Source organism: Aminobacter sp. P4_D5 (genome assembly GCF_056401815.1).
Genome location: NZ_JBFUIP010000389.1, coordinates 1 through 1,199, shown reverse-complemented (window position 1 = coordinate 1,199; position 1,199 = coordinate 1). Strand labels below are relative to the sequence as shown.

General features: G+C 66.8%; 2 protein-coding genes. Both read right to left on the bottom strand.

Annotation, left to right across the window (positions count from 1 at the left end):
- Positions 1-826 (bottom strand): recombinase family protein (locus AC1DWF_RS32135; protein ID WP_476842584.1); only part of this gene is annotated, 826 nt, incomplete at its 3' end.
- On the bottom strand, positions 823-1,199 hold a 377-nt coding region (locus AC1DWF_RS32130; RefSeq protein WP_476842583.1), incomplete at its 5' end, for a DUF2924 domain-containing protein. The genes AC1DWF_RS32130 and AC1DWF_RS32135, both read right to left, overlap by 4 nt.

The following is a 1,199-nucleotide window of genomic DNA, read 5'->3' as shown; positions in this document are numbered from 1 at the left end:
GCACGGCATGTGCTGCGTCCCACATCGGCTGCGGCACGATGGCGGTGTGCTCGCCGGGGTGCGACTTCCCTTTGTGCATGGCCTCGCCGAGATAGGTGCGGTTGCTCAGCACCCGATAGATGTCGCTCTTGGTGAAGGYGCGSCCGCGCTTCGTGGTGGCACCTTCTGCGCGCAGCGCCTGGACCAGCTTCGTGCCGGATTCCATCTCGACGAAACTCTCGAAGATCCTGCGTACCAGCGCCGCCTCCGCATCGTTCACCAGCAGCTTTCGATCCCGCGCGTCATAGCCGAGCGGCACGAAGCCCCCCATCCAGATCCCGCGCGCCCGCGACGCCGCCACCTTGTCGCGAATGCGTTCGCCGATCACCTCGCGTTCGAACTGCGCGAAGCTGAGCAGGATGTTCAGCGTCAGCCGTCCCATGCTGGTGGTGGTGTTGAACGACTGCGTCACCGACACGAAGGTGACGCTGTTGGCGTCGAACACCTCGACCAACTTGGCGAAGTCCATCAACGCGCGCGACAGCCGGTCGATCTTGTAGACCACCACCACGTCGATGAGGCCGCGCTCGATGTCGGCCAGCAGGCGCCGCAGCGCAGGCCGCTCCAGCGTACCACCCGACACGCCGCCATCGTCRTAGCGATCGGGCACCAGCACCCAGCCCTCCGACCGCTGGCTGGCGATATWGGCCTCGCAGGCCTCGCGCTGGGCATCGAGCGAGTTGAACTCCATGTCGAGGCCTTCCTCGCTCGACTTGCGCGTGTACACGGCGGCGCGGACCTTCCGGACCATGGCTGGCATGATGGCCTCGGCGGCTGGGCGCTTCATGCTGCGGACCTCCGGGTCTTCAGGCCGAAGAACGTCCAGCCGTTCCATCGCGTGCCGGTGATGGCGCGCGCGATGGAGGACAGCGATTGGTAGGGGCGGCCCTGATACTCATAGCCGTCGTGCAGCACGGTCACGCTGTGCTCGACGCCCTGGTACTCGCGGATCAGCCGYGTGCCRGCGATCGGCTTGTCGTCGCCGCGGATGCGGCGGACCACAGGATTGCCGCCATCGAGCTGATCGCCCAGGGCTTCGAGGCGCTGGATCGTCTCGGGCTTCAGGCCGCCATAGGCCAGTTCCTGGATGCGATAGGCCAGGCGGCTCTCCAGATAGCGGCGGTTGTAGGGAGGCGGCTCCGTCCCGCAGAGCTCCCGCC